This window comes from Methylobacterium sp. CM6247 (assembly GCF_054817925.1).
Genome location: NZ_JBTXKX010000003.1, coordinates 5383095 through 5405565, shown reverse-complemented (window position 1 = coordinate 5405565; position 22471 = coordinate 5383095). Strand labels below are relative to the sequence as shown.

35 protein-coding genes and 1 tRNA gene are annotated in these 22471 nt (G+C 63.9%); 18 read left to right on the top strand and 18 right to left on the bottom strand.

The features are described 5' to 3' along the window. Positions 1 to 2: 2 nt before the first annotated feature. The 9 genes from ACYQOP_RS26665 (at position 3) to ACYQOP_RS26625 (ending at position 4271) form a co-directional block, all read left to right on the top strand. The gene (locus ACYQOP_RS26665; RefSeq protein WP_461220661.1) at positions 3 to 221 is read left to right on the top strand and encodes a hypothetical protein; all 219 of its coding nucleotides are present in this window, start codon (positions 3 to 5) and stop codon (positions 219 to 221) included. Between the two features lie 2 nt (positions 222 to 223). Continuing rightward, positions 224 to 517 (top strand): hypothetical protein, encoded by a 294-nt coding sequence (locus ACYQOP_RS26660; protein ID WP_461220660.1) that lies wholly within the window; start codon positions 224 to 226, stop codon positions 515 to 517. A gap of 221 nt (positions 518 to 738) precedes the next feature. Beyond that, positions 739 to 1581, top strand: coding sequence for a hypothetical protein (locus ACYQOP_RS26655; protein ID WP_461220659.1), 843 nt, complete (start codon positions 739 to 741; stop codon positions 1579 to 1581). 4 nt (positions 1582 to 1585) lie between these two features. After that, positions 1586 to 2080, top strand: a complete 495-nt coding sequence (locus tag ACYQOP_RS26650) for a 3TM-type holin (protein ID WP_461220658.1) — start codon at positions 1586 to 1588, stop codon at positions 2078 to 2080. A gap of 3 nt (positions 2081 to 2083) precedes the next feature. Beyond that, a complete protein-coding gene (locus tag ACYQOP_RS26645; protein ID WP_461220657.1) occupies positions 2084 to 2578 on the top strand; it encodes a hypothetical protein in 495 nt (164 codons plus the stop codon). Positions 2579 to 2592: 14 nt separating this feature from the next. Further along, the gene (locus tag ACYQOP_RS26640) at positions 2593 to 2862 is read left to right on the top strand and encodes a hypothetical protein (protein ID WP_461220655.1); all 270 of its coding nucleotides are present in this window, start codon (positions 2593 to 2595) and stop codon (positions 2860 to 2862) included. Then, the gene (locus ACYQOP_RS26635; protein ID WP_461220654.1) at positions 2849 to 3409 is read left to right on the top strand and encodes a hypothetical protein; all 561 of its coding nucleotides are present in this window, start codon (positions 2849 to 2851) and stop codon (positions 3407 to 3409) included. Before ACYQOP_RS26640 ends, ACYQOP_RS26635 begins: the two co-directional genes overlap by 14 nt. Positions 3410 to 3579: 170 nt before the next feature. After that, positions 3580 to 3891 (top strand): hypothetical protein, encoded by a 312-nt coding sequence (locus ACYQOP_RS26630; protein ID WP_461220653.1) that lies wholly within the window; start codon positions 3580 to 3582, stop codon positions 3889 to 3891. A 2-nt stretch (positions 3892 to 3893) separates the two neighbouring features. Further along, positions 3894 to 4271 carry a hypothetical protein gene (locus ACYQOP_RS26625; RefSeq protein WP_461220652.1) on the top strand — a complete coding sequence of 126 codons (378 nt, stop codon included), beginning with the start codon at positions 3894 to 3896 and terminating at the stop codon, positions 4269 to 4271. A gap of 313 nt (positions 4272 to 4584) precedes the next feature. On the opposite strand, the gene ACYQOP_RS26620 is transcribed toward ACYQOP_RS26625, so the two are convergent. From ACYQOP_RS26620 to ACYQOP_RS26595, 6 genes are all read right to left on the bottom strand, one after another. Next, positions 4585 to 4713: a hypothetical protein gene (locus ACYQOP_RS26620; protein ID WP_461220651.1), complete on the bottom strand. Its 129-nt coding sequence runs from the start codon at positions 4711 to 4713 to the stop codon at positions 4585 to 4587. Positions 4714 to 5168: 455 nt separating this feature from the next. Further along, positions 5169 to 5372, bottom strand: a complete 204-nt coding sequence (locus tag ACYQOP_RS26615) for a hypothetical protein (RefSeq protein ID WP_461220649.1) — start codon at positions 5370 to 5372, stop codon at positions 5169 to 5171. A gap of 388 nt (positions 5373 to 5760) precedes the next feature. Next, positions 5761 to 6141, bottom strand: a complete 381-nt coding sequence (locus ACYQOP_RS26610) for a hypothetical protein (RefSeq protein ID WP_461220648.1) — start codon at positions 6139 to 6141, stop codon at positions 5761 to 5763. A 60-nt stretch (positions 6142 to 6201) separates the two neighbouring features. Beyond that, complete coding sequence (locus tag ACYQOP_RS26605) at positions 6202 to 6552, bottom strand: hypothetical protein (protein ID WP_461220647.1); 351 nt, start codon at positions 6550 to 6552, stop codon at positions 6202 to 6204. Positions 6553 to 6772: 220 nt separating this feature from the next. After that, complete coding sequence (locus ACYQOP_RS26600) at positions 6773 to 6994, bottom strand: hypothetical protein (protein WP_461220646.1); 222 nt, start codon at positions 6992 to 6994, stop codon at positions 6773 to 6775. Then, positions 6991 to 7209 (bottom strand): hypothetical protein, encoded by a 219-nt coding sequence (locus ACYQOP_RS26595; RefSeq protein WP_461220645.1) that lies wholly within the window; start codon positions 7207 to 7209, stop codon positions 6991 to 6993. The genes ACYQOP_RS26600 and ACYQOP_RS26595 overlap by 4 nt, the downstream gene beginning before the upstream one ends. Before the next feature lie 109 nt (positions 7210 to 7318). Between ACYQOP_RS26595 and ACYQOP_RS26590 the strand changes: the two genes are divergently transcribed. From ACYQOP_RS26590 to ACYQOP_RS26580, 3 genes are read left to right on the top strand one after another with little or no spacing between them, the layout of a single operon-like run. Beyond that, complete coding sequence (locus ACYQOP_RS26590) at positions 7319 to 7540, top strand: hypothetical protein (protein ID WP_461220644.1); 222 nt, start codon at positions 7319 to 7321, stop codon at positions 7538 to 7540. Further along, a complete protein-coding gene (locus ACYQOP_RS26585) occupies positions 7527 to 8030 on the top strand; it encodes a GIY-YIG nuclease family protein (protein ID WP_461220643.1) in 504 nt (167 codons plus the stop codon). The genes ACYQOP_RS26590 and ACYQOP_RS26585 overlap by 14 nt, the downstream gene beginning before the upstream one ends. 5 nt (positions 8031 to 8035) lie before the next feature. Beyond that, entirely contained in the window at positions 8036 to 8458 is a 423-nt protein-coding gene (locus tag ACYQOP_RS26580) for a hypothetical protein (protein WP_461220642.1), read from the top strand. A gap of 110 nt (positions 8459 to 8568) precedes the next feature. On the opposite strand, the gene ACYQOP_RS26575 is transcribed toward ACYQOP_RS26580, so the two are convergent. From ACYQOP_RS26575 to ACYQOP_RS26540, 8 genes are all read right to left on the bottom strand, one after another. After that, positions 8569 to 8784, bottom strand: coding sequence for a hypothetical protein (locus ACYQOP_RS26575; RefSeq protein WP_461220640.1), 216 nt, complete (start codon positions 8782 to 8784; stop codon positions 8569 to 8571). Next, positions 8781 to 8927, bottom strand: coding sequence for a hypothetical protein (locus tag ACYQOP_RS26570; protein WP_461220639.1), 147 nt, complete (start codon positions 8925 to 8927; stop codon positions 8781 to 8783). Before ACYQOP_RS26570 ends, ACYQOP_RS26575 begins: the two co-directional genes overlap by 4 nt. 38 nt (positions 8928 to 8965) lie before the next feature. Further along, the gene (locus ACYQOP_RS26565) at positions 8966 to 9334 is read right to left on the bottom strand and encodes a hypothetical protein (RefSeq protein ID WP_461220637.1); all 369 of its coding nucleotides are present in this window, start codon (positions 9332 to 9334) and stop codon (positions 8966 to 8968) included. 3 nt (positions 9335 to 9337) lie between these two features. After that, positions 9338 to 9523 carry a hypothetical protein gene (locus tag ACYQOP_RS26560; RefSeq protein WP_461220636.1) on the bottom strand — a complete coding sequence of 62 codons (186 nt, stop codon included), beginning with the start codon at positions 9521 to 9523 and terminating at the stop codon, positions 9338 to 9340. A 320-nt stretch (positions 9524 to 9843) separates the two neighbouring features. After that, entirely contained in the window at positions 9844 to 10317 is a 474-nt protein-coding gene (locus tag ACYQOP_RS26555) for a hypothetical protein (protein WP_461220634.1), read from the bottom strand. Then, positions 10314 to 10751, bottom strand: a complete 438-nt coding sequence (locus ACYQOP_RS26550; protein ID WP_461220633.1) for a hypothetical protein — start codon at positions 10749 to 10751, stop codon at positions 10314 to 10316. Before ACYQOP_RS26550 ends, ACYQOP_RS26555 begins: the two co-directional genes overlap by 4 nt. A gap of 1 nt (position 10752) precedes the next feature. After that, positions 10753 to 11103, bottom strand: coding sequence for a hypothetical protein (locus ACYQOP_RS26545; protein WP_461220632.1), 351 nt, complete (start codon positions 11101 to 11103; stop codon positions 10753 to 10755). Positions 11104 to 11296: 193 nt separating this feature from the next. Beyond that, a tRNA-Gln gene (locus ACYQOP_RS26540) sits at positions 11297 to 11371 on the bottom strand. 89 nt (positions 11372 to 11460) lie between these two features. Here ACYQOP_RS26540 and ACYQOP_RS26535 point away from each other — a divergent pair. Beyond that, complete coding sequence (locus ACYQOP_RS26535) at positions 11461 to 12213, top strand: SDR family oxidoreductase (protein ID WP_461225141.1); 753 nt, start codon at positions 11461 to 11463, stop codon at positions 12211 to 12213. Between the two features lie 105 nt (positions 12214 to 12318). After that, positions 12319 to 13953, top strand: a complete 1635-nt coding sequence (locus ACYQOP_RS26530; protein ID WP_056431206.1) for a peptide chain release factor 3 — start codon at positions 12319 to 12321, stop codon at positions 13951 to 13953. 86 nt (positions 13954 to 14039) lie between these two features. Here ACYQOP_RS26530 and ACYQOP_RS26525 read toward each other — a convergent pair whose 3' ends face one another. From ACYQOP_RS26525 to ACYQOP_RS26515, 3 genes are all read right to left on the bottom strand, one after another. Continuing rightward, on the bottom strand, positions 14040 to 15029 hold the full coding sequence (locus tag ACYQOP_RS26525) for a TIM44-like domain-containing protein (protein WP_461225138.1): 990 nt from the start codon (positions 15027 to 15029) through the stop codon (positions 14040 to 14042). A gap of 137 nt (positions 15030 to 15166) precedes the next feature. Further along, positions 15167 to 16279, bottom strand: a complete 1113-nt coding sequence (locus ACYQOP_RS26520) for an ATP-binding protein (RefSeq protein ID WP_461225136.1) — start codon at positions 16277 to 16279, stop codon at positions 15167 to 15169. A gap of 91 nt (positions 16280 to 16370) precedes the next feature. Then, positions 16371 to 17003 (bottom strand): S24 family peptidase, encoded by a 633-nt coding sequence (locus ACYQOP_RS26515; RefSeq protein ID WP_056431196.1) that lies wholly within the window; start codon positions 17001 to 17003, stop codon positions 16371 to 16373. Between the two features lie 204 nt (positions 17004 to 17207). Between ACYQOP_RS26515 and ACYQOP_RS26510 the strand changes: the two genes are divergently transcribed. The 4 genes from ACYQOP_RS26510 to ACYQOP_RS26495 all read left to right on the top strand — a co-directional run bounded on the left by ACYQOP_RS26510 (position 17208) and on the right by ACYQOP_RS26495 (position 21625). Further along, positions 17208 to 17585 (top strand): DUF952 domain-containing protein, encoded by a 378-nt coding sequence (locus tag ACYQOP_RS26510; protein WP_461225134.1) that lies wholly within the window; start codon positions 17208 to 17210, stop codon positions 17583 to 17585. Beyond that, positions 17582 to 18670, top strand: coding sequence for a quinone-dependent dihydroorotate dehydrogenase (locus ACYQOP_RS26505; RefSeq protein WP_461225132.1), 1089 nt, complete (start codon positions 17582 to 17584; stop codon positions 18668 to 18670). The genes ACYQOP_RS26510 and ACYQOP_RS26505 overlap by 4 nt, the downstream gene beginning before the upstream one ends. 352 nt (positions 18671 to 19022) lie before the next feature. Next, complete coding sequence (locus tag ACYQOP_RS26500; protein WP_461225130.1) at positions 19023 to 21323, top strand: FdhF/YdeP family oxidoreductase; 2301 nt, start codon at positions 19023 to 19025, stop codon at positions 21321 to 21323. Further along, complete coding sequence (locus tag ACYQOP_RS26495) at positions 21320 to 21625, top strand: hypothetical protein (RefSeq protein WP_207411600.1); 306 nt, start codon at positions 21320 to 21322, stop codon at positions 21623 to 21625. The genes ACYQOP_RS26500 and ACYQOP_RS26495 overlap by 4 nt, the downstream gene beginning before the upstream one ends. An 18-nt stretch (positions 21626 to 21643) precedes the next feature. On the opposite strand, the gene fliP is transcribed toward ACYQOP_RS26495, so the two are convergent. Then, positions 21644 to 22408 carry a flagellar type III secretion system pore protein FliP gene (gene fliP, locus ACYQOP_RS26490; RefSeq protein ID WP_461225127.1) on the bottom strand — a complete coding sequence of 255 codons (765 nt, stop codon included), beginning with the start codon at positions 22406 to 22408 and terminating at the stop codon, positions 21644 to 21646. Positions 22409 to 22471 lie beyond the last annotated feature (63 nt).

The following is a 22471-nucleotide window of genomic DNA, read 5'->3' as shown; positions in this document are numbered from 1 at the left end:
CCATGAAGACCGAACTTCTCTCCGGGGTTTCTCATCGCATGGTGGTGGGGGACATCGGGTCAAAAATCGCCTACGGGTCATCGATATCTCTCGGCGTCGAGGGCTGGACGCCGAAGCGCCATCCGCGCAGGCTGCGCCTCCTCTCCGACTGCATCGTCACGGACATCGCGCCCGTTGAGACAGTGACCCTTCACATGACCGCTTGGGATCTGGATCATTAGGCATGACCCTCGAACCCTACGCCTGGGTGCTCGCGGTATTCGAGCCCCGCGTCACCCACGATCTCAGCGACGCGACCAAGACCCTCATCGGACAGACGGGCGTGTTTGAGGTCTACTGGCGGATCGAAGAGGGTTACGACTACGCCGGCGAGTGGGCCATGGCTCTGCCCGCGGAATGGCGAGATCGATCCAGCGAGGTCTGGGTACCGTCTGGCGACCTTCGGATACTGAAACACCTCGACCGCGATGCTCGTGATCCGGACCCCGAACTGAGCCGCATCCGAGAACTCGCCTAACCGACACGCACCTCAGTTGGACCCCAAGGCCGGCGGCAGGGTGAAGGTCAGTGCGGGCCGAACGCCCGGCGCGAACGCCCGACCCGCCGTCGCCCCGCTTGCTTGTTGTGAGGCGAGCACCCGAGGCGACGCGGCGGGATAGCAATCTGATTGTGAGGCGGTCAACCGCCCTCCCGAGCCGGCCGGTCGCCGCGCAACCCCTACATCGTGAGAACTGAACCATGGCAGCCAGCCTGGACCGCGCGGCGTTCTTCGCCAGCGCGCGCAAATCCGTGTTCGGAGGCTCCCTGAGCCAGGGGCAGGTTTCCGGCATGGAGGCCATCCTTGACGCCTGCCCGCCCGATCTGGGAAGCGACTCGCTGGCGTACTGCTTGGCGACCGCCTTCCATGAGACCGCGCGCACCATGCTCCCGATCAAGGAGTATGGGGGTACGGCCTACTACACGAAGATGTACGACCCTGCCGGAAGCCGACCAGCGGTCGCCAAGGCGCTCGGCAATACGATCCCTGGCGACGGCGCCAAGTTCGCGGGCCGCGGCTACGTTCAGCTCACAGGCCGGGCTAACTATCGGCGCGCGACAGGCGAACTCCAGAACCGTGGGTACCTCACCCGCTCGCAGGATCTGACACAGACCCCCGACAGCGCCATGGTGCCCGACATCGCCGCGGCGATCATGTTCATAGGCATGCAGGAAGGCTGGTTCACCGGCCGCAAGCTGTCCGACTATTTCGGCCCGACGAAGAGCATTCCGGTCGGCGCACGGGCCATCATCAACGGCACGGACAAGGCCTCGACCATCGCCGGCTACTTCCGGGGCTTCCAGACGGCCCTGTTGGCCGCTGGGCACCTTCCTGGCGGCGTAGTGGCGACTGTGCCCGTCCCGCCCGTCACCGTGGCCCCAATCCCTCCGACCTCCCCCGGCCCCCTCGTCCAGCCCGCGCCTCGGAACAGTGGCGTGCTGACGCCTGCGAAGCCGCTGCCGGAGCCGACCTACGTGGCGCAGCCCAATCTACTGGCCCGCATCTTGGCCCGTTTCCGCGCAAAATATCCCTTCGAAGGTTGACCCCATGGCTGGCGGTATCATCGGCTCCATCATCGGCGCAGCGTTGCCTGGCGTCCTCCCCAGCATCACGGAAACGGCGAAGATCCTCGTCGAACGGCTGGTGCCCGACCCGGTGGCGCGCGCTCAGGCGCAGCGCGAGGTCGAGGAGGTCATCTCGGCGCGCGAGGCTGCCATCGCCTCCGTCATTTCCGAGCAGAACAAGGCGCAGAACGATCTCAACCTCGCCGAGGCGCAAGGGAACGATCGGTTCAGCTCACGGTGGCGGCCCAGCGTGGGTTGGATCTGCGTCGCTGCGCTGGGGTATCAGTATCTCTTCGCGCCGATCTTCACGTGGCTGGGTGCCATGATCGGCGTCGCGCTCGGCATCGCCTTCCCGGCACCGCCAACGCTCATCATGACCGACATCCTGCCGATCCTCGCCGCTTTGCTCGGCCTCGGCGCACAGCGCACCTACGAGCGCGTCAGCGGCGTCTCCACGGCTGTTCCGGCGAAGCGCTAAGGCATGGCCCTCTCCGGCACGATCTACCGCGTCGCCGTTGAGGTGCCGACCGGCATCCCTACGGGGGCGGGGAGCGATGGCGCAGCTCTGCCTGGCGTGAGCGAAGCCCTCACGCGCATTGCCACGCAGTACGGCTTGCTCGGTTCGCTCTTGGCCTTGGCCTTGGTGGCGATCTGGTACCTCGACAAGAAGGCAAGCAATGCGGGCAAGGCCCATGACGAGGAGCGTGAGGACTGGCAGCGTCAGTTGAAGGCGTCCTACGACGCGCGTCTCGCAGATCAGCGGGAACTCGTCACCGCCCTTCAGAACGCCACGGGCGTCATCAGCGTGAACTCTCAGCGCATGGCCGAGACGGCCGCTTCCTCGCAGGAGGTCGCGAAGAAGCTCGGCGAAGTCGCACTCATCACTCACGGTAACGCCGCTGCCATCACCCCCCTGACCGAAGCAGTGACTTGGCTGACGCGTAGCGTGAAGTCGGGTGGTGGGGGCGGCGCATGACGAAATGGCGCTCCATGATCAACGCCCTTCGATCTTTCTGCGGTTGCCCCGCCCAAACGGAGCGACGCCACTTCGTGCTGCGCGAGCTGCCCGGCGAGGAGAAGCGCAAGGTCGCAGAGGTCGCAAAGAGCTTCGAGCAGGCGCGGATGGCAAACGCGCGCGTCTCAATGGGAGCCATCGTGACAGCCTCACAAGCCATGGCGAACGAGAGCCGGGCGCAGGCCTTCCTGCGCGGGATGCTGGACGAAGTGGACAAGGGTAGGGATCACGATGGCCGGCATTAGGACATTTCTTGGTAACCGGCTGACGTGGTTCACCGTCGCCTACATCGCGCTCTTTTCGACATTCGCACACTACGCGTCGGTTTCATCGGTCGCAGAGACCGCCAGAGCAGGCGCCGCAACCATGGGCCTCATCGGCATGGTGGCCTACGGGGAGACCGCGATCCGGGCCTACAAGGCGCATCGCTGGCCGAACCCGGAACTCATCGGCGCGCTCGGGATGTTCGTCCTCTGCGTCGGCGTCGGGGTCGGCGGCCTTTTCCAGATCCTATGGCGGCTGTCGGAGTTCCAAAACCATGTCGTGAACAACGACATCTACAGCTTCACGGTCTCACTGATCGCGCTGGGGATCTTCATGCTAGTAGCGGCACCCAACATCATCGGGACCGGCGTACCGCGGTGGACCCGCTTCCGCATCAGTCTGGCATGGGCAATCGCTGTCGGTGTCGTCGCGGGCCTCGTCGCCCTGTCACCTGATCTGAAGTGGGTAGCGGAATGGCTACGTCCCGCGCTCTGCGAAAGAGCGGCTTGCGCGCGACCCCCTCCCTAACCCACACCCGACGCGCTACCGCGCCTGTCGGTCTTCCTGAGAGCACGATAGGGCCTCGTTCAGCTTCGGCTGGGCGAGGCTTTCTTCGTTTGGAGAAGATATTCGATTGCGCCATCTGCCATTCAGGATTTCGGTGATATGTGTCCTCCGAATCGCACAGGAGCATCAGAATGGCAGATGGTACTGAAGATCGGCCCCAAGCGACCTCGATCGCCGCCACACAGACGATTTCAGTTTCCCAGTTCGCGCTTGGCCTGAACCCCTCAGAATTTCTTTTGTCGGTGGGACATTCTAGGGTTGTAGTTAATGTCACCGGCGGCATGAATGTGCCAGAAGTGTATACTGAGTGGCTTGCCACGCTTTCTATGAGCCCGACTGCGACTAAGGGCATGGTTGCCGCCCTGCAAGGCGCAATAACTGAGTATGAAAGACAGTTTGGTACCATTCCAATGGACCCTAAGTTTACTGTAAGTACACAGTAGGCTTGGAAGTGCAGATTTCCCGACAGACGCAATTTATAGCTATAACGCCGTATCCCGGCGCCACGCAGGTTGTTTGCTATGCTGATACCTGGGTTAAGAAGCTCGTTCAGCGCGTGCCAATAGAAACTCCCACGATCGTGCAAGCGACTCTATCGACACCAACTGCGGTTGTGGCGGGGACAACCAACCAGGATTACATTGCGTTTGTGAGCGCTTCACACTCTTCCGGTTCAGGAAGCCCGTTCGTTGTGTTCGTAGACCCTCAAGCCAACCCACTGGCCGCGGTTGCCAGCGTTGGACATCGGAAAGATTTTAAGGATTTACAGCAGCACGAACTTTTATGGTCGCCGGATTTGCAGCTGGTGGGGGTGAAAAAGTGAGAGCGGAATACGACGACTCTGTCGACGTCCTGCATATCTTGCTTGGACCAACCATACCCGTAGAAGGCGATGGCCTGCCCCGTGGGGTGGAGCTCGATTGGGCGCTTGACGGAGGCTATCCCTGCGGCGTGACCGTGATTGGGTTCAAACGTAATGGCTGGGCATCTGCGACGGGCGAACTGGTACGGATAACCTCACAGCATCTTTCGATACCGATCGTGACTGTGGAAGAAACGATAAAGGCCGCGATGCGATAAGCCGCCTCGGCTATCCCCTCACCCGCCCGGCTCACGCCGCGGCGGGTTTTTCGTTTTCAATCGAACCAGCGTCGGGGCGTAAATCCGTAGACCGCTAGTAGCGCCAGCGTCGCGATTAGCCAGGGTAGGTCGCTGAGCAGCGCGAACACCAGTAGGCTGACGTAGGTGACAGCCGTTGAGACCATGATCGCTGCCACGCGCGGGTTCATTATGTTGTGCTCTCGTCAGGGATTGCTCCGGGATACATACTCCGATTGCAGCCGCAAGAATTCGTCCGGGACCGTACAGTTCTGGAAATCTAGCGTAATAATGCCAATGCAATCTTGCGTACCCATCGCTCGAAACGTAGAACGGCGAAAAGAAACGTCGGGCGCTAATTATAATGCCAGTTTTTGTAATCCGTTCGGTAGATAGACTGATAAACTGGTTTGTGGACTTATTTTATTCCTTCTATCCAGGCTATCGACTTCGAAAAATTGAAACTGAGATAGCAAGTTTGGACCGTGCGATTGATAAAGAATTGATGATGAGTTCCCCTAAAGAGTCCACCATTACGGAACTTGAGACAAAAATCAGCGAACGTAAGGCAGACAGGGCAAGAATCCTGAAGCAGTGATTGAATAATTGCCTAGTTGCACACTCAAGCCCGGCCGCCGTCAGGGCGGGGAAGGGACCTGACCTCAAACCAACGAAGCAAATAGCCACACACGACCCCGCCTGCAGCGAACCCTCCAGCGGGGTCCATATCCGCCATCCGAAGACCTTGCCGGGCAATCAGCGATACGACTACGCACAGCGCCATATTCAGGATCATGAAGCCGGCCCAACGGAAGATCGCTTCCATGCGCTCGTTCTCCTCTCCGCAGTGCGGATCAGTCTGGGGTGGTGGTCAATCCCCAAGGGTCGATAGAACCACTCGGATCAGAGCGAGAGCAGGGGTGTTCCCGTATTCCGTGTAATCCGTAGGCTCGTCGCGCTCAGGGAAAAGCTCAGCGTGGTAGCCGCCGGTGTCCTTCAAGCTGCCGATTGACCAATCCCAGCCCGGTCGAACCTTTTCGGCTAGCCACGCGGACTGCTCAACGCTTCGGGTATAGCAAAGCCTCGGGGCCTCACCGCGCGCGACCCGCCGTGTCGGCAGGCCGAGGAATGCCCCGAGGTCGTGATCCAATGCACGATCCGGTCCCTTAGCTTTGTCTACCCGCGCGATGAGGTCTTGAAGGGTCATGATGCCTCTACCCCGCAGAGGGGGTAACAATGCCGGCTTCGCATCTTGCGAGTGCCGCATCCCGTTCGATGCGGAGCTTGTAGCAAGCCGCGAAGTAGGACCACGCAGGGACGGGAGACCACACGCCACCCTTCTCATCGGTCCACGTCTCCGTGGCCTTAGCTAGTTCAGCGCGCAGTTTGCTGTTCTCATTCGCGAGCCTTATAATTTCTTTCGCAGCATCACGACATAACTTGTCGGGAAACCAGTCGCACCTCTCTTCAAGCGGTCTTTTCCCCTGTGGATCATCAATAAGTCGGTACTGCAGGCTTGCTACCAGCCAGTTCTGAGCATGGCTCAACGCTTGCTTATTTGAAGAGTCGCTCTCCGCTTTGTTTGTCTCGCTCACCCTTCCCCTCCTTGATCCACCACGTCGAAACTCAGCGCCTCCAGCTTGGAGAGGGGGCGGTTACTTCTCGGCGTTGATGTGCCCCAAGACGTGCCCGGTCGCCTCAGCCGCACGTAGGGCATCGGCAATGTCCGTGAGGTGCCCTTTCGGTAGAGCGAACTCGCCGCCGGCCAGCAAGGCGGATTGCATCCACTTCACGCGGATATTCTTGGCGATTTGCATGGCCCAATCGTCGCCATGCTCGTCGACATGTCTATCGGTCAGCGGAAGAGGGGCGGGGGCCGTGATGCTCTCTCGCGCCCACCGCAATAGCTCGGCATTGCAGATCGCACCTTGCTCACGCTGGTGCTTCTCCCATTCTTCCAGCCCTTCACGGAGCGTCACGCCATTTGCGTTTCGAATTTCATTCATCGTTTCACACCTCGTTGGCGGTCTGGGACGGGACAGGACGGCTCGGGATCAGGCTGCGGAGGTATGTGGCGGCATTAGCGCACGAGTCGGCCGTGGCAGGCTTGTTCAGCTTTCTGAGAACGGCTGCCGCAAGCTCAAGCGAATGGGCGTGGTGGGCTATCTTACTTGTCTCACTCATCACCTGATCTCCTCTTCTCCCGCCGGATGCCCGAGGTGAGGGTTAGGGGGTGGGGGTCTTGCAAGCGGGCGTCAGGATGAGATTTTCGCCTTCCCAAAGGGCGTGCGGCTGATGCTGCTTCGGTGCGGCGTCCACGATCCTGCGTGCGTCCGGCTTGTGGATCTTGAGACGATGCGGCGTGGCGCTCTCGGTGTAGCCAGAGGCGAGGAGGACGAACACGTCGCCCTTCGCGCGCGCCAGTGCCTGCTTAATTGTCTCCGTCATGCGAACTGCCTCCGAAGCTCGGCGATCTTGGCTTCGGCCTCCTCAATGGTCTTGAACGTGAGGCGGCTGTCGCCATCGTCATCTCGTGCCCATCCCGCCCAGCCGTCGCCGTCCACATACCCGTCGATGCCGAAGACCATCGGGTACGATGCGACGTCGGCAACGCTCGTATCGAGCAAGGTGCTGACCCGGAAGTCGGTGATCTTCAGGCCCATTGCAATCTCCAAAAGGCATATGCGATTGCCTAGATAAGCCATCGCTTGCTTACTGATGTTCCGCAAGTTACACATGTTGCCCAACGGCGGCAAGTGGGAGTAGGGCGCGGTGATCGAAATCGTGAGGGCGGGGCGCGGTGTGACGCGGAGGGTCGAACCCGAAGGCCAGCTTGCGAAGGTGCGAAAGCAACTCGTCGTCACTGAGCGCTGGGACGCACGGGTCGAAGAATGGCGATCGACACAGCGCCCGCTGCCGACATGGTCAGAAGCCGTTCGTGTTCTCGTCGAGGAGGCTTTGGACGCCAGGGAGAAGCGCAATGGCAAGCGCTGAGCCTGCATTCCTCTACGTGATAGGAAGCCGCGAGGACGGCCCACATAAGGTCGGACTGTCCGTAGATCCGGGCCGACGGCTCAAGGGGCTGCAGACCGGCAACCCGCGACGCCTAGTCGTCAAGCGCGCGGCACCGTCGCCAACCAATGACGCCAGCGCAGTAGAGCGTTATGCGCATTACCTGCTCCGAGAGAGCGCCATTCTGGGCGAATGGTTCAATGTGACGGAGGAAGCCGCCTGGGTAGCCCTCGTCGCCGCTACGGAAGCCGTCGCCAACGGGCTTTCGGCCCCAGGAAGACCGGGCTTTGGTGGCGCGGGCAGGCCGATGCTATGGCCGGACAAGATCGTCGCGCCGCTGCCGAAGGGCTCGCTGGCAAGGATGGAGGCTGTCCTTCAACCTGCCGAGGACAAGACCGACTTTCTGCGCACCGCCGTCGAAGCCGAACTCAAGCGCCGCGAGCGCAAGCCGAAGACCGGTCCGGGGGAGTGAGGGAGATGGAAGCGCATCAAATCTGGGACGCCTCAATCTATCGCGGACGGCCTCTTTCCGAAGAGCGCACTCGGGCTTTTACGCTTCAACTTCGCAGCTTGCTGGATTGCGAGGACGACTTTGTCGAAGCGGGCATCCAGCCCTCGCTCGCATCTTTTGAGGGGCTGGCCGACCTGATGCGCGTCAATCCTGGCATGAGGCATCCGAACATCTCTATCGACATGCAAGGCCGCTTCGTCGCGTCATGGGTGCCGTATCCACGGGCGAAGCTAGCGTTGACGTTCGCTGGCCCATCTGATGGAACTTGGGTCGGACTGGATCTCCGTGGGCAGACCAGGGACCGGGAATTCGGACTGTTCCGAGTGGATGATACCAGCGGCATCCCGAACCGATTTGCCTGTTGGATGATTGCCACCGAACCCCGTTAGGGTTCCGTTAACCCTTCCCCCGGCATCTTTCGGACTACCCCCGGAGATCGCCATGACGCTCACCATCCTCGATCCGATCTCGGGCAAGCTGGTGACGATCGAGGTTCCGGTCAGGAAGTAGGGCCAAACTCCGCCGTCAGCGCCCGAGCGATGATCTTCGCCATCTCCACCGCCTCGGCCTTCGTGACGCGCTTGGTGCTGGATCGGCGGATCGGTTCGTCCTCGTGGTAGATGTACGCGCAATGCGTCCCCACGGCGTCCAGCACGGCGATGGCCTCGCCTACCTCGGTGATGCGAAGGGGAAAGCGGATCGTGGGTTGGGTCACTTCCCCTCCCTCTCCATCTTCTCGGCCAAGGCCTTCAGCGCCTCAGCATAGACCCCAACCTGATCCTTGGGGATGAACGCGCCCGTCTGGGTCATCGTGGCGAGGCGGGCGGCTGTGGCGCGGAGGTCGGTGGGGGTGTCCATAGAGCTAGGGTAGGCGCGGGGATGCGGCGGGCAAGGGTTCACCCATGGTCAGGTGCTTCCAGGTCTGATTTCCTCGGGAAGACACCATCCACGATGTTCGGTCGTTCCATCCTCTTCGGCCGATAGTCGCCGCGCTTGCGCCGATTGCCGCCCATAGTGACGAACGATCCGCGCGTCACGGAGCCTGCAACCATGGCGGCCTCATCCAGCGCGTTGTCATCATCTCCGTAGCCGCAACAGACGACCTCATGGTCTTCTGCGCCGGTCAGCACTACCAGCGCCGCGTCGGGCTCGGTCTCAAGCTCGTCCCGCTCAATGAAATCCGCCAGCTCGCGAAGGTAGGAGACGAGGCGTGCCCGCTTGGTATGAGAGCGGGCAGCTTCGACTGGAAACCTCACAATTGTCATCGGTCACTCTCCGTCTTTCGCGAGCCCGAGGCCTGCGCCGGGGAGGGGGAGGGTCGGACGGAAGGAGACGATAGGGAACGCCTCTTCGCCGATGTCCGCGAGGTGCTGACGCATCCCGGACACAAAGCCCATCAGCTCTTTCTCGGCCACTTCGCGCGGCGTGCCCTTGATGGTGACGGTGACGTCCATGACCATCATCTCCAAGGGTCCATACGACTCGTAGGGTTCGCCGACCGCGACAGACACGATTTCGTCCGCGAGGAAGCTTGTCCGAACGTACTGGTCGATTTCTGACTGTAGGCTCATCGTCCCGCTCCCAAGAGGTCGTTCGTGCATCCCGCGAGGGGGAGGGGGCGGGGCTCTTGCCTGCGGCCATCAGACAATCCGCGATCATATCCGACCTGTTGCGAGGCAACGGCTGTCACGATCAGCATCGCCCCAAAGACCACGCCGTGAAGTAGGTTTACCCTCATTGTCCGGGTCTCCGGTTAGTGCGAAATTGGGCCACACTACTCATGACCGGAGCCCTCCGATTTGGCTGCGCGAGCGCGCCGAGCGAGTTCCATTTCTCGCGAAAACGATGACGTGCCTTTTTCGATATCCTCAGGCAGCAAGACGTCTCGGCAATGGGGGCAGACAACCCCCATCTTGGCGTTCCAGGTGCGTTCCATTTCTTTTGCCGCCCGTCGATTGACGGTAGCGGTCATTGCCTCATCCGCCTTGGCGTTCTTCCGGCGGACCTCGGCAATCATCGCTTGGAAGCTGCGAGCAATGACCATGAAGGCGTCGAAGTTCTCGACCGTCCGCTCGCAGTCCTGGCACCAGACGCGGCTTTCACCCTCATTGTAGACCAGTGACTTGTGCGCGCACTTCGCCTTAGGGTTCTGATTGCGGCCCCACTCGACGCGAACCGACGCAAGGTCGATCACGTCGCAGACGAAGCGGTCTGTTTCGGCCGGCGGGATAATTGGCTCGTCGCTCACGGCTCCGTCCCTCCCTCAATTGCGGAGGCGGGGAGGGCGAGGGACGGGGCAACCTCAGGACGATCAACCTCGTAGTAGCCCCAGCGCATCCGCGACCAAAGGTTTGCGAAGAACGCCTCGATCTCGGCGATGGTGTCGCCTTGGACGCCAGAAACGTCCACCGTCTCATCCATGTCGTCTCTGACGGAGAACTGGACGTTCGGTCCGACGCTGCGGTGTTCAAGGCCGTCCTGGCGCGCCTTCGTAAAATCGTAGAGGTCGACGTTGATGAAGTAGCGTGTGCCGCGATAGTCTCGGACGCGCTTTTGAACGCTGCCCTGGTACATTCGGTCGTCGATCGGCGTGTGCCGTTCGCCACTGTCCTTCAGGCCGTCGCGGTAGGGCTTGTAGCCGGCGACGAGGAAATCTTCCCGCCAGAGGGTCGTCCGTCCCATTTCAGCGTCCTCCCTGAGCGGCGGGGAGGGGGGACAAGATCCACACGTCGCGCTTGTCTAAGAGAGCGCGAGCCTTCACCTTGCCTTCGTCGGTAAGCACCTCGGCAAGGGTTCGTGTGCACCAATCCGTGCCAAGGCGCTGAATACGGCGGACCAGCCGTCTCGTGATCCGCACCGGCGGCCCATCGTAAACGATGGCTCCCGACCCGGGCATGGGCCAATCTGGCTGGCTCGGCGAGCCTTCGGTACCACCGTCGCCGTCGACATAGACGTACAGCAATCCGCCGTTCGCCATGTCCTCGATTGCACCGCGCTCTTTATCGTTGAGCTTGGGGAACTTAGGGGCGCCCATCGTTCACATCCCCCCAATGTTGGCGGGAAGGCTCAGGCCCAAGCCTGCGGCGAGGAGGAGAGAGAGGGGGGAGGGTGCGGCGAAAAAGACACGTCGAAAAAGTGTGCCGACCATTGTGCGGCCGACAAACACCTTCTGTTCCGCTCTGTCCGGTTTGTCCTGGCGTCTTGAAGGCCATTTCCCTAGGGGGAGATGGCTGGGGCGGGAGGATTCGAACCTCCGAATGGCGGTACCAAAAACCGCTGCCTTACCACTTGGCGACGCCCCATCGACGCAAGGCCGCGCGTTGTCTAGACGCCGCGTCGGCCCGTTGCAACAGCCTGTTCGCTCCGGCCGACGAGGAAATGGAGAGCGCGCATGTCGAAGCGGATCGCGATCGTCACAGGGGCGGGGTCCGGGATCGGCCGGGCGGTGTCGCTCGGGCTCGCACGAGCCGGGTTCGATCTGGCTTTGGCCGGGCGTCGACGGGGGCCACTCGATGAGGTAGCGGATGCCGCGCGTGCGCTTGGGGCTGAGGCCATGGCAGTGGAGACCGATGTCGGCGATGCCGCAGCAGTCGGGCATCTTTTCGCCGAGGTGAAGACGCGGTTCGGTCGCCTCGATCTCTTGTTCAACAATGCCGGCCTGTTCGCACCTTCCGTGCCGCTGGACGAACTCAGCCTGGCGCAATGGCAGGCCGTCGTGGATGCAAACCTCACCGGCGCGTTCCTGTGCACGCAGGGCGCCTTCCGGATGATGAAGGCGCAGAACCCGCGCGGCGGCCGCATCATCAACAACGGGTCGATCTCGGCCCAGGTGCCGCGTCCGAATTCGGCGCCCTATACGGCGACGAAACACGCGATCACCGGCCTCACGCGGTCAACCTCCCTCGATGGCCGCGACCATGACATCGCCTGTGGGCAGATCGATATCGGCAATGCAGAGACGAATATGACCAAGCCGATGGCGGCCGGCATACGCCAGCCCGACGGATCGTTGAAAGTCGAGCCGGTCATGGACGCCCGTCACGTGGCCGATGCGGTGGTCTATATGGCCGGCCTGCCCCTCGACGCCAACGTGCAGTTCATGACCGTGATGGCGACGAAGATGCCCTATATCGGGAGGGGTTGAGGCCCCGCGCTTTCGCCCGGTCCCCGTTCGCATTACAGACGGGGCACGCCCCCGACCTTGTACAGACAAGCCCGCCCCGGCGGACGAGAGAAGCAACCGCCCGCGATGTTGATGCAGACAGAACCCAAGGACGCGACCGGTAAGGATGCCGACAGGGCGAAGGATCCCGTCGCCCGCCGCCGTACCTTCGCGATCATCTCCCACCCTGATGCGGGCAAGACCACGCTCACCGAGAAGCTGCTCCTGTTCGGCGGCGCGATTCAGCTCGCCGGCGAGGTCAAGGCGAAGCGCAACCGCGTCTCGACCCGGTCCGACTGGATGGGAATCGAGAAGGAGCGCGGCATCTCGGTCGTCACCTCGGTGATGACCTTCGAGTATGGCGATTGCGTCTTCAACCTGCTCGACACGCCGGGCCACGAGGACTTCTCGGAGGATACCTACCGCACCCTGACGGCCGTCGATTCGGCGGTGATGGTGATCGACGCCGCCAAGGGCATCGAGGCGCGCACGCGTAAGCTGTTCGAGGTCTGCCGCCTGCGCGACATCCCCATCGTCACCTTCATCAACAAGCTCGACCGTGAGGCGCGCGACCCGTTCGAACTGCTCGACGAAATCGAGAAGACCCTGGCGCTGGATGTGGCGCCGGTCACTTGGCCCATCGGCCGGGGGCGGAGCTTTGCCGGCACCTACGACCTCGGCAATGGTCGTGTTCGCCGGCTCGACGCGGCGGACGACGCCGGCACCGTGGCCGTGTCTGGAGTGGACGATCCGCTCTTCGACCAGTTGCTCACCGAGGAAGGCGAGGTCGCCACGTGGCGGGAAGAGGCGGAGCTCGCCGAATCCGGCCTCAAGCGGTTCGATCTCGAGGCGTTTCGCGAAGGGCACCTCACGCCGGTCTTTTTCGGCTCGGCCCTGCGCAATTTCGGCGTGCGCGATCTCATCGACGGGCTCGCCCGCTTCGCGCCGCCGCCACGCGGCCAGGATTGCGACAAGCGCCTGGTGGAGCCGACCGAGCCGAAAATGACAGGGTTCGTCTTCAAGATCCAGGCGAACATGGATCCCAACCATCGCGACCGCATCGCCTTCATGCGGGTCTGCTCGGGCAGGCTCAGCCGCGGGATGAAAGCGAAGCTCGTGCGCACCGGCAAGCCGATGTCGCTGTCCGCGCCGCAATTCTTCTTCGCGCAGGACCGAGCTATCGCCGACGAGGCCTTTGCCGGCGATGTGGTCGGCATCCCCAACCACGGCACCCTGCGCATCGGCGATACGCTCACCGAGGGCGAGGAGATCGTGTTCCGCGGCGTGCCGAGCTTCGCGCCGGAAATTCTGCGCCGTATCAAGCTCACCGATGCGATGAAGGCGAAGAAGCTGCGGGAAGCGCTTCAGCAGATGGGCGAGGAAGGCGTCGTCCAGGTGTTCCGTCCGCATGACGGCTCACAGGCCATCGTCGGCGTCGTCGGCGCGCTGCAGCTCGACGTGCTGAAGGAGCGGCTCCAGGCCGAGTATGGCCTGCCCATCGATTATGAGCCGACACGCTTCTCGATCTGCCGCTGGATCGAATCGGATGTGGAAACCGATCTCGATTCCTTCATCGGTACCCATGGCTCGGCCATGGCGAGCGACCTCGACGGTGCGCCCGTCTTCATGGCGACCACCGCCTTTTCCCTCCGCTACGAGGAAGAGCGCGCGCCGAAGGTCCGGTTCACCGACATCAAGGATTACCAGAAGCGCGCCGCCTGATCCCAGGCGTAGGCTTCATGAGAAAAGGGCCGCGCGGTTTGCACCGCGCGGCCCTTTCTTGGTTTCGACCGATGCCGTTGAGGCGATCAGCGACCCTGCTGGATCGCCGAGAGAATCCAGCGCCCGCCGCGCTCGCGCACGAAGGTCCAGAGCTCCAGGGCCTCCGGCTCGCCGGTCTCGACGGTCTGGTTGGTCCGAAGGTCGATCGTCACGTCGGTAATGGCGTAGCGCATCGCCACCGTGGCGTATTCCATCCGGCCCTCGCTCCATGATTCCGACAGGTCGCCCTGCAGAAGCTTCACGTTCGAGATCCGATTGACGACCCCGCGGGATTCGTTGCCACGCAGCTCATCGGCGAAGTAGCCCGCCATTTCCGGTGTCGCGAGGTTGCGCAACGCAGCGACGTCGCCTCGGCCATAGGCCGCCTGCACATCGTTGAGGGCGATCTCGAAGCTCTGGAAGTCGCCCGGGCCGATATCGACCTTGCCGACGGTCGGCTGCGGCGCGCCGCGCGGAGCAGCACCCATGGCCGAACCGGCGCCCATGGCGGGACCAGCACCCGCGCCGGGCGTCGAGCCGTAGCCCGCCGGGTTCGAATTGCCCGACATGCTGGAGCGGGCCATGCCGGCGGGAGCCGGATTGCCCTGACGGCGGCGGAACCAACGCACCGCGAAGGCGACGACCATCACGATGAGGCCGACCTGCAGCAGCAGGCCGATCATCGAGGCGATGCCGCCGAGACCACCGAAGAAGCCACCACCCAGGAGCGCTCCAAGGAGGCCGGCGCCGAGAAGGCCGGCCATGAAGCCGCCACCGAAGCGAGGACGCTGCGTAGCGGCGCTCGTCGTGCCGGGATTACCCATGGTCGAACCGGGCTGCGTCTGCGAGCGCTGGATCGGCGCAGCGCTCGGCGCCGTGTTCGTGGACGAGGGCGCGTTGAAGGTCTTCGAGCCGCGCGAGCCCATGCCACCGCCGCCGCCTGGACGGGCCTCGGCAACGGGCGCAGCAACGGCCAGCATCGCGGCGAGCGCGAAGACGGTCGCGGCGCGGGTGCGACGCGTGGAGGGGATGAACATGAATACGCCTCTGAACGAAGTCTGAGAGAGTCCCGGCGGGAATGCCGGATCTTATATGGTGACGTTCGACGACGAGTTTTAGTCCGGCCGCGCCCTGCTTTTGTAATGACGGCGAGACTTGAGAAAGCCGGTGCATTTCAGAGAGCGGCGGGAAAGATCATCCGTACCGTCGTTCCCTCGCCGGGCTTGCTGTCGAGAGACACGGTCCCGTTCTGACGTTTCACCAGGCCGTGGACGATGGCGAGCCCTGCTCCGCGTCCGGCCTCGCGAGTCGTGATGAAGGGCGCGAGCGCCCGTGCCGCCATCTCCGGTGTCATCCCGTGCCCGGTATCGCGGACGGAAAGACCGACCGCACCGTCGCCCGGACGGCGGATCGCCGGGTCGCTCGGCGGCACCACGAAACTCGCGATCTCGATGCTTCCGCCGGACGGCATCGCCTCGCAGGCATTGGCGACGATGTGAGACAGGGCCAGATCCACCTGGGTCGGGTTGGTGAGCCCGTTGGGCAGGTCCGGCGCCGCGCGGATCGTCAGGGTGACCCCCGGGGGAAGCGTCGCTTGCATGCGCGCGGCGAAGGCAGTGATGAGAGCATTCATATCGACCGGGCGGACATCCGGCGCGATCCGCCGCGAGAAGGTCAGAAGCTGGCGCGTCAGGATCGTCGCCCGCTCCACCGCGTCGGTGGAGCGTATCACCGCCCGTTGGATGAAGGGTTCCTCGCGGTCGCCGAGACGTCGCTTCAGCCCGTCGATATAGCCGATGAGAATCTGCAGGAAGTTGTTGAACTCGTGAGCGACGCTGTTCGTGAGCAGGCCCAGCGCCTCGCGTTGCCGCGATAAAGCCAGCGCACCCTCCGCATCCCTCCGCCTGGTCACGTCGATCACCTGGACGAGGAGAAGGTCGGTATCGGGCAGGCGGACCGTGAAGATCTCCGCCCAGAAGGTCGAGCCGTTCCTGCGCCAGGCCAGCACCTCGATTCCCTCCGGCCGCGTCCCTGCCAACGCGGCGGCGAAAGCGGCGCGAGCGTCCTTGTCGGTATTGGCACCGAGAAGCAGATGGGCATCGTGTCCGACGAGATCGCCGGTATCGTGGCCGGTCAACCGGGCAAAAGCAGGATTGGCCGCAACGATCGTCGTCTTGGATTGGTCGATCAGCAGCGTGGGAAGGGCGCTGGCATCCAGGGCCGAGCGAAGATCGATAGGCGGGCTCGGAGCCTCATCCCGTTCGCCGTCCAGATCGTGCAACGCCATGCTGTATCCAGGCCTGTCGGAGCGGAACGGGCTCCAGCGTTAGTCGCATCGGGCGGAAGCGCCAAGACGTCACGGAGCTTCCCCACGATGTCTACTGCCGCACCCACATCACTCGCGCGATCCAGGCGATCTCCGCCACTTGGACGATGCGTTCCGGGTGGCTCGGGTTGAGCGACAGCAACTCGATCGTCCGGGCGGTCTTGCGGCGCAATTCCTTGGCCAGCACTTCGCCGCTGGCCAGCCGCACCACCACGCGGTCGCCTTTGCGGACGCTGGCGGTGGGAGACACGATCAGCACGTCACCATCGCGGTAGAGCGGTTCCATGGAATCGCCCTGCACTTCGAGGGCGAAGGCGCGATCCTCACCGAGATCGGGAAACTCGATTTCTTCCCAGCCCGGCCCGCCGGTGGGCATGCCTTCCTCAGTGAAGAGCCTGCCCGCGCCCGCCTGAGTCATGCCGATCAGCGGCACCATGGTGCGCGGCATGCCTTCCCGTGCCTCGATGAGGCGAAGGAAATCGTCCAGCGTCGCATTGGTGGCCGCGAGTACCTTCGACACCGATTCGGTGGAGGGCCAGCGCTTGCGCCCGTCCGGCCCGATCCGCTTCGAGCGGTTGAAGCTCGTGGCGTCGAGCCCCGCACGGCGCGCGAGACCCGAAGCGGAGAATCCATGGCGTTCCGCGAGACGGTCGATCGCGGTCCAGATCTGCTCGTGGGACAGCATGGCGAGACTCGATCAGAATGGCTAAGACATCCAGCCTAGCTTTAGGAAAGTAGAACTAAAAAGCGGCGGAAGCAACGGCGCGCCGCCACTATCCTTGAGATGGAGAAATTACAAACTCACGGCCAAAGGTAGAAATAGCCGCTGGTTGCGACGGATGCCTGCCCGTTCTATCGCGGTCGCGGTCGAACCGGAAGGCAACGCGCGATGTCAATGATCTACAAGATATGCCCGCGTGCCTTGTGGCGCGAGGCCGAGGAAGCGGGCCGGTTCACCGGTGCTCCGGTCGACCATGCCGATGGGTTCATTCATTTCTCCACCGCTGACCAAGTGGCTGAAACTGCATCTCGGCATTTCGCCGGTGTTCCCGATCTCGTCCTCGTCGGGATCGACGCCGATGCGTTGGGAGATGCCCTTCGCTACGAGCCCTCGCGCGGCGGGGCGCTGTTCCCGCATCTCTACGGCGACCTCCGGCTCGATGCGGTCAGGTCCGTCACCGATCTTCCGATCGGGCCGGACGGCCGGCATCTGTTTCCCGCCGATCTGGTTTCGCCCACTACTCCCTCGACCGGAGCATCGGTATGATCGGCGCGCTCTTTCCCCTCGCAAAGCCGATCCTGCATGGTCTCGACGCCGAGACGGCGCACAACCTCACCTTACGTGGGCTGGCTCTTCTGCCACCCCGCAAGCCGGCCCCGGACGATCCGAGGCTCGCGGTTGATGCCTTCGGCCGTCGGTTCCCCAACCCGGTCGGACTGGCGGCAGGATTCGACAAGGGCGCGCAGGTGCCCGACGCGCTGCTCGGCCTGGGCTTCGGCTTCGTGGAGGTCGGCGGCGTCGTTCCGAAGCCTCAAGGTGGCAATCCACGCCCGCGCGTGTTCCGTCTCAGCGCCGACGGCGCCGTCATCAACCGCTTCGGCCTCAACAGCGAAGGGCTCGACATCGTGCGCGGTCGCCTCGCGGCGAGAAGCGGCCGGACCGGATTGGTCGGAATCAATATCGGCGCCAATAAGGAGTCGAGCGACAGGATCGCCGATTACGTGGCCTGCACCTCGGCATTGGCGCCGCATGTCGCCTTTGTCACCGTCAACGTTTCTTCGCCGAACACGCCCGGCCTGCGTGACCTTCAGGGCGAAGCGTTCCTGGATGATCTGCTCGGACGCGTGGTCGAGGCTCGCGACAAGGCCTCCGCCGGGACTGCGATTCTGCTGAAGATCGCCCCCGATATCTCGCTCGAAGCGCTCGATTCCATCGTCGCCACCGCTTTGCGGAGGAAGGTGCAGGGGCTCGTGGTCTCCAACACCACCATCGCGCGGCCGGCCAATCTGGCCGACGCCTCCCTGGCCAAGGAGACCGGGGGGCTCTCCGGTCGCCCGCTTTTCGAGCCGGCGACCCGCCTCCTGGCAGAAACCTACCTGCGCGTGGGCGGCACCATCCCGCTCATCGGCGTGGGCGGCATCGACTCGGCCGAGGCGGCCTGGACCAAGATCCTCGCAGGGGCGAGCCTGCTGCAGCTCTACTCTGCGCTGGTCTATGCCGGTCCTGGGCTCGTCGGGTCGATCAAAGCCGGCTTGCTCAGAAAACTCGCCGCGGAAGATGCTCGCGACCTGTCGACGATCGTCGGCCGGGACGCGGCGACACTGGCCAAACTCGGGACAGCTGCCGCTTAGTCCTTCGAGAAAGCCCGGATCCTCGGCGTCTCACTCCAAAAAGGGTGATGACGCGGCAGGACCGTCTTCCGCATCGCGGCACGAACCTCTGTCGGCCGGGTGCTACTCAAGACGCGCGAGCTCTAACCCGGCTTTCGTCGCATGCGGTTCATGCGCCTGACGCGGGGGCGAGTTTAGAACTTCGAAAGACTACTCGGTTTCGCGCCAATGCACCGTCGCAAGCGCATGACTGGCCCGCGTTTATCCGTGTTTGAGTGACCGGTGTGCGGTGCGATATCGCTGGTGGAAGAGGACGTGGTTTCGCATGGCGATACCGCCGTCCAGGCCATTTTTTGCCGAGCCAGGATCGTTCATGGATCACCCGGTCGCGTCCCCCAAGCGTTCCTCCGCCGCTGGCGGTTGGGGCGCGCTGAAGAGCTGCGGCAAACACCTGCTGAGCAGTCGCGCCCCGCTCTCCGGGGCCCGCGCCATGCTCAAGGCCAATCAGCCCGATGGGTTCGATTGTCCCGGCTGCGCCTGGGGTGACCCGGCGCACGGTTCCTCGTTCGAGTTCTGTGAGAACGGCGTGAAGGCCGTCTCATGGGAGGCGACCGACAAGCGTACGCCGCCGAAGTTCTTCGCGAAGCACACGGTGACGTCGCTGCGGACATGGACGGATTACGCGCTCGAAGGCGAGGGCCGCCTGACCCATCCCATGCGCTACGACGCAGCGAGCGACCGCTACCTGCCGGTCAGCTGGGATGCGGCCTTCGCCGAGATCGGCGCCACCCTGCGTGGTCTCGACAGCCCCGACCGGGCCGAGTTCTACACCTCCGGCCGCGCCTCCAACGAGGCGGCTTACATCTACCAGCTGTTCGCCCGGCTCTACGGCACCAACAACTTCCCCGATTGCTCCAACATGTGCCACGAGGCCAGCGGCATCGCCCTTCAGGCAGCCATCGGCATCGGCAAGGGCACTGTCCTGCTCGAGGATTTCGAGAAGGCGGACGCGATCTTCGTGGTCGGCCAGAACCCCGGCACCAACCATCCGCGCATGCTCGGCGACCTTCGCAAGGCGGCGACCCGCGGCGCCCGCGTCGTGGTCTACAACCCCGTGCGCGAGCGCGGTCTGGAGCGTTTCGCCGATCCGCAGAACACCGTGGAGATGCTGCGCGGCGCCAGCGCCCCGGTGGCGAGCCATTATTACCAGCCGCGTCCGGGCGGCGACATGGCGGTGTTCCGCGGCATCGCCAAGGCGGTCTTCGCCGCCGACGACGCGGCACTCGCCGCCGGCCGGCCTTCCGTCCTCGATCGCGCCTTCCTCAGCCACCATGCCGAGGGGCATGAGGCCTATCGCGCCGTCGTGGAGGCGACCACCTGGGAGGCGATCGAGGACCAGTCCGGCCTGTCCCGCGCCGATATCGAGGTCGCGGCCGACGTCTATCTCGGTGCCGACAAGGTCATCTGCACCTGGGCCATGGGCGTGACCCAGCACAAACACTCGGTGGCCACCATCCGGGAGATGACCAACGTCATGCTCCTGCGCGGCAATATCGGCCGTCCCGGCGCTGGCCTCTGTCCCGTGCGCGGCCATTCCAACGTGCAGGGCGACCGCACGGTGGGCATCAACGAGAAGCCGCCCGCCGCCCTGCTTGACGCCCTCGAGCGTGAGATCGGCTTCGTCGCCCCGCGCAAGCACGGCCACAACGTCATCGGCGCCATCGGCGCCATGCTCGACGGATCGTCGAAGGCCTTCATCGGGCTCGGCGGCAATTTCGCCCGCGCCACGCCGGATACGGCGCTGGTAGCCAAGGCGCTCGCCTCCTGCGAGCTCACCGTCCATATCGCCACCAAGCTCAACCACTCGCATCTGGTGCCGGGCCGGGTCGCCTACCTGCTGCCTTGCATCGGCCGCACCGAGATCGACCGGAATTCGAAGGGCAAGATCCAGATCGTTACGGTCGAGGATTCCATGAGCATGGTCCACGGCTCGGGCGGCATCAACAAGCCCGCCTCGCCGGAGCTGCGCTCCGAGATCGCGATCATCGCCGGCATGGCCGCGGCCACCGTCGGCTCGGACAAGGTCGATTGGGCCGCCCTCGCCGACGATTACGACGGCATCCGCGCGCTGATCGAGCGGACCATTCCGGGGTTCACCGGTTACAACGCCCGCGTCCGCCGTCCGCGCGGCTTCATGCTGCGCAACCTCGCTGCCGAGCGCAATTTCGAGACGCTGAACGGGAAAGCGAACTTCTCGGCCGATGCCCTCCCGGAGGCGACGGAGCATCAGCAGGCGCGGACGAAGGCCGGCGCCTTCGTGCTCCAGACCTTCCGCAGCCACGATCAGTACAACACCACCGTCTATGGCCTCGACGACCGCTATCGCGGGGTCTACGGCGAGCGTCAGGTACTGTTCGCGCATCCCGACGACCTGGCCGAGATCCGTGCCGTCGCAGGCGACCGGGTCGATATCGTCGGCACCCATGACGACGGCGTGGTGCGGGTGGCCGAAGGCTTCCGCCTCGTGCCCTTCGACATGCCGCGCGGCAGTCTCGCCGGTTACTACCCGGAGCTCAACGTCCTCGTTCCCCTGTCGTCCTTCGGCAAGGAGAGCGACACGCCGACGTCGAAATCAGTGATGGTGTCGCTTCGCCGTCCGGCGGAGGCCGCGTGAGCGAGCCTCCTGCCGACGCCGAGACCTTTCTCGCCGTCACCGATTCCATCGCCGACCTCCAGCCCGGCCTGTCGACCCTGGAGGCCGGGCTGCTCGCGGGCCTTCATCTGAAGCTCGCCGCCGACAGCCGAAGCTTCGCCCGCGTCTTCGGCGTCGAGCACGCGCTCGTCCTGCGTGCGGTGGAGACCCTGTCCGGGGAGGCCGAGCTTCTGGCGGTCACCGAGCGCAATCAGAAAACCCAGCGGGCGCGCTACGAGGCGACCCCGGCGGGTCTCGCCATCCTGGATCACCTGCACGGCTGAGTGTCTGGGTTGCCGCCGTCAGCTTCCGTAGCTCTGGATCAGCGATCCGGCCACGAGGGTCCAGCCGTCGACCAGCACGAAGAAGATCAGCTTGAACGGCAGGGCCACCGTCGCCGGCGGCACCATCATCATGCCCACCGCCATCAGGATCGAGGCGACGACCAGATCGATGACGAGGAAGGGGATGAAGAGCAGGAAGCCGATTTCGAAGGCGCGGCGCAACTCCGAAATCATGAAGGCCGGCGTGACGATCTCCAGGCCGATGGCCTCCGGCCCGGCGGGGGCGGGGGCCTTCGCCATGTCGAGGAACAGCTTCAGGTCCTTCTCGCGCACGTTGCGCAGCATGAAGGTCTTGAACGGAGCCGAGGCCCTCTCGAACGCCACGCCCTGGGTGATCTGGCCCGCGATGAGCGGCTCGATCCCGGTGCGATAGGCCTCGCGCGCCGTCGGTGCCATGACGAAGGCGGTGAGGAACAGCGCGAGGCTGGTGATCACGGCGTTCGGCGGCGCGCTCTGCGTCCCCAGCGCCGAGCGCAGGATCGACAGCACCACGACGATTCGCGTGAACGAGGTCGCCATCACCAGCACCGAGGGCGCCAGCGCCAGGACGGTGATGAGGGCGACGAGCTGGAGCGCTCGCTCAGTGACGCCGCCCTGACCGAGATCGACCGAAAGGCTCTGTGCCGTGGCCACGCCGATGCCGGCGGCCAGGAAGCCGCCCGCCGCCAGCACGAGTCCGGCGGAACGGAGGGAAACGGAGGTGGTTCGGGTCAGGGGTGCCATGGCGGGGCGCAACCTGCGTCGGCCTGAGCTTGGGTGCAAGCGCCCAAGGCCTGGAAGCCCCTT